Below are 3,488 nucleotides of genomic sequence, written 5' to 3'. Positions count from 1 at the left end.
TGGAGAGCCAGGTCAAACAATTCCAAAGAGACCATGGCTTACGAGTCAATGGGATCGTAGATGAACGTACACTGGCGAAGCTAAATGAATTAGTACCGCCGCCAAGAGATACATATCAAAAAGGAAACAGCCATCCAGAAATCGCAGGTTATAAGAGACAATTAAATGCGATCGGATTTGGCGGGATCACAGTAACAAACTACTATGGGGCCTTCTTTGAGAAGCGTGTCAGAGAATTTCAAAGCTATTATGGACTGACGGTAAATGGGAATATGAATCCAGCAACCAAGAATAAATTGAATAGCGTCTACAATAGTCCATTCCAAGTAGGAAAACGGCATAACGACGTTAGAGAGATTAAGAGACAATTAAATAGTCTTGGTTATGGAAGAATCACAGTAACAAATTATTATGGAAGCTATATGGAAAGCCAGGTAAAACAATTCCAAAGAGATCATGGCTTACGAGTTAATGGGATCGTTGATGAAGTAACCTTAAGCCGGATTAATCAAGCGTTTGATCAGCAATCCATTGTTAAAATCTTTCTTGACCCGGGTCATGGTGGAAGTGATGCAGGTGGAATAGGCTATGGCTTAAGAGAAAAAGATATTGTTTTAGACATTGCATTGCAGACAGAAAGAATACTTACTAATAATTATCAAGGTGTAGAGGTAGAATTATCTAGAAGAACAGATACCTTTATTCCATTAACAGAACGGGCAAACCATGCAAATAGATGGGAAGCTGACTATTTTGTAAGTCTTCATACGAACGCCTTTAATGGCTCAACAAGAGGCTTTGAAACATTTATTTATAATGGAAATGTATCCCAGGAAACGAGAAACAGACAGCACGATATTCATACGTATATTTCTTCACGCTTAAACGTTCCAGATAGAGGACAAAAAACAGCAAACTTTAATGTTCTGCGTAACACAGATATGCCTTCTATTCTTCTTGAATATTTGTTTATCGATAATTTTACTGAAAATGCATTGTTAAGGAGTGCAAGCTATAGGCAGCAGCTGGCACAACATACAGCTAATGCTATTGCCCAATCCTATAACCTGCAAAGAAGGTAAGTAATTTTGTATTGTACAAAATAATAAAGAAGAGGTTTTTTCCACATGATTCAAATGGGAGAAATCCTCTTCTTTGTTCTATTAATTGTAATATCGTATATATTGCGAGTTAGTAGTAATACATATATACTCTGTCAACTGCGAATCTGCTTGACTACAGTAAAAATCTCACCTTTGCTGACGATAACAGCTTTATCCTCCCAATTAGCAGTGTTGTAAGCCCATAGAGATGGTGTGATAATTTCGACAAACCCTTGTCTGTCAGAATCTCCACAATTAGATTTTTTCTTCAATATTTAGAATATCCGTTGTTTTTATAGCGATCGCCAAGGTGGCATTTTTCTTCAGAAGACCATTCCCGCCTGCTCCCGGGTCTGCACCACCATGTCCTGGGTCTAAATAAATTTTTTTCATCAAAATCCCTCCATCCCATAGTTTGATACTTACGTAAGAAACCTTGTCTTCTAATGAAATAATCAAAAAGAGGGGGCTTCCACAGGAGCATATCATGATGCAGATGGAAACCCCCTCTTGTTTACTTTGTTTTCTTCGGAATGGAGATCGAGTAGATGGACTCAATTAACTGATTCAGCTTTCCCTCAACCCGGTGTAACAAGTAGAAGGTCACCGCAGCAGGAAATCCAATATCTGTAAAAAGAGAAATCCATGCTTCCATGGTTTATTCACCACCTTTCATTTTTGTACTAGCAATTTTTCAAGAGTAAGCCTTTAGACGAATAATTTAGAATCAAAGACAATACCGTGAGGAGAGCCTCCTCACGGGTCAGAGTCTTATATAAAGGAAGAATTATAATTCAATTTCTTCCACAATACGTTCTACGATACGGGCGCTGTGGATTTCAATTAAGTCACCGCCTGTGGAATATAAGGCATTTTCACGAAGGATAGTATCCATTGCCTCCTGTATAGTTTTAGGATTAACCGGCTCTACAGGATGATCCAGCGTATAAGTGACCACTTTACTTTCCTTATTTAGAAACTTCAATTCAAGTTTTCGCACGTCTTCTCACCTCCTTTCTCATATAGACATAGATTCAGGACTTAGACCTCCTCTTCGTTGATGTCTGAAACATCACGACGACTGATACCGTGAAGCTCGTGCTGCTGAACAGAAGCGAATGCGTTCGCTGTAAGAAAGAGCTGTTCAGCAGTAGCCTCGGTTTTAACATTATTGAATCGTTTTTGCTTCAGGATAAAGTCACCAGAAACAGGATCGGTGCCTTCGTTAAATGTAAGCTGCAAAACAGATTCAGTTAATTGAGCAACTGCCATTGTTTATCACCTCCTTTCATACCTATAGTTCGTTTCTCATTCAAAAAAAGGGGCATAATTGAAAAAGATTTTATGTTTTTTCGAAAGTAAACTTATATTAAGAAGAGAATAACCTCTCTAAAGTGGCCCTATTTAGGGCCTCTAATCCGGGATTATGCAGAAAATATGTCTTCAAAAAGTTCAAAAAAACATTAAACCGTAAAAGGAAGCTTAGAATAGTAGCGGAAAATATCGAAAATCTCACGTTTACTAAAGGAAACTGCAGTTTTATTAAGAAAAACTGTTACTTTGGTAATATGACAGAGGTTTTGTATTCTGATTGATTAAAATCAATCTAATCGAAAGGAGATTTGAAAATGAATGATAAGAAGTGGGAATTGGAAGATTTTATCGAACAGAATCGGCGGAGAGTATATTATCAAATGGCAAGATTACAAATTGATGACAAGGAAGGAGATTACTTCCAAGAAGGGCTGGTAGCCATGTGGAGAGCTTATGAAAACTATAATCCAGATAAAGGACCGTTAACGACATACGTTAACGACATACATGAATTTTCAAATCCGTAACCGTTTAGTTGATGTGCTCCGTAAAGCCATAATAGAAAGAAAATACTTTGAGCAGCTGGGGTATCAGCAGAAAGTAGAATCTCAAACAGGCAATTATATAGATAAGAAAAAAATACCTTCTAAAAATGAAGGGGGAACGAATCCACAGGAAATACTGGATCAAATAAATGAAAATGATTTCTCTGAGTTCATATCGGAATTAAGTGAAAAACAAAAGGTTTGGTTCCACCATGCCATTATAGAAGGTCTATCCAATCAGGAAATTGCGGAAAAAGAACAGGTAAGCATAGAAGCAGTAAAAAGCTGGGCGAAAAGTGCAAAACGGAAGCTTCGTAAGAGAGAGTGGGAGAGATTATAAAAGCAATACGTATTCATTTAAATATTACTTTGCCCGAATAGGATGGAAAGACTATAATTATCATTTTGATAGTTATAGTTTTTCCATAGAGTGAGGATATGTGTATGAAGGTTTTATAAAATTTTTTATAAAAAATAATTAAATAAATGATTAGCTATTGCCGATAGATAAATAGAAAGATACAAT

6 protein-coding genes and 1 pseudogene are annotated in these 3,488 nt (G+C 36.9%); 3 read left to right on the top strand and 4 right to left on the bottom strand.

Translation table 11 applies throughout. The features are described from left to right. The coding region (locus FLK20_RS21335) for an N-acetylmuramoyl-L-alanine amidase (protein WP_194165718.1) at window positions 1-1,082 on the top strand (1,082 nt) is incomplete at its 5' end. A gap of 297 nt (window positions 1,083-1,379) precedes the next feature. Here the strand turns inward: FLK20_RS21335 and FLK20_RS21325 are convergent. The 4 genes and pseudogenes from FLK20_RS21325 to FLK20_RS21310 form a co-directional block, all read right to left on the bottom strand. After that, window positions 1,380-1,496 (bottom strand): annotated as a pseudogene (locus FLK20_RS21325) (N-acetylmuramoyl-L-alanine amidase); the annotation flags it as partial. 121 nt (window positions 1,497-1,617) lie between these two features. Further along, a complete protein-coding gene (locus FLK20_RS21320; RefSeq protein WP_152658612.1) occupies window positions 1,618-1,758 on the bottom strand; it encodes a YvrJ family protein in 141 nt (46 codons plus the stop codon). Window positions 1,759-1,890: 132 nt separating this feature from the next. Further along, a complete protein-coding gene (locus tag FLK20_RS21315) occupies window positions 1,891-2,103 on the bottom strand; it encodes a DUF2922 domain-containing protein (protein ID WP_152658611.1) in 213 nt (70 codons plus the stop codon). 41 nt (window positions 2,104-2,144) lie between these two features. After that, on the bottom strand, window positions 2,145-2,375 hold the full coding sequence (locus FLK20_RS21310; RefSeq protein WP_152658610.1) for a DUF1659 domain-containing protein: 231 nt from the start codon (window positions 2,373-2,375) through the stop codon (window positions 2,145-2,147). 356 nt (window positions 2,376-2,731) lie between these two features. Between FLK20_RS21310 and FLK20_RS21305 the strand changes: the two genes are divergently transcribed. Together FLK20_RS21305 and FLK20_RS21300 are read left to right on the top strand one after the other, a co-directional pair. Then, window positions 2,732-2,944 (top strand): sigma factor, encoded by a 213-nt coding sequence (locus FLK20_RS21305; protein ID WP_152658609.1) that lies wholly within the window; start codon window positions 2,732-2,734, stop codon window positions 2,942-2,944. Further along, on the top strand, window positions 2,925-3,302 hold the full coding sequence (locus FLK20_RS21300; RefSeq protein ID WP_152658608.1) for an RNA polymerase sigma factor: 378 nt from the start codon (window positions 2,925-2,927) through the stop codon (window positions 3,300-3,302). The genes FLK20_RS21305 and FLK20_RS21300 overlap by 20 nt, the downstream gene beginning before the upstream one ends. Window positions 3,303-3,488 lie beyond the last annotated feature (186 nt).

Source organism: Oceanobacillus sp. CFH 90083 (genome assembly GCF_009389585.1).
GTDB lineage: Bacteria > Bacillota > Bacilli > Bacillales > Amphibacillaceae > Oceanobacillus.
This window is presented reverse-complemented; position numbering and strand designations above follow the sequence as displayed.

What these genes read in the sequence shown, in the direction of transcription:
- FLK20_RS21320 (WP_152658612.1), bottom strand. Translation starts at nt 1,758, where the DNA reads ATGGAAGCATGGATTTCTCTTTTTACAGATATTGGATTTCCTGCTGCG.
- FLK20_RS21310 (WP_152658610.1), bottom strand. Translation starts at nt 2,375, where the DNA reads ATGGCAGTTGCTCAATTAACTGAATCTGTTTTGCAGCTTACATTTAAC.
- FLK20_RS21305 (WP_152658609.1), top strand. Translation starts at nt 2,732, where the DNA reads ATGAATGATAAGAAGTGGGAATTGGAAGATTTTATCGAACAGAATCGG.
- FLK20_RS21300 (WP_152658608.1), top strand. Translation starts at nt 2,925, where the DNA reads ATGAATTTTCAAATCCGTAACCGTTTAGTTGATGTGCTCCGTAAAGCC.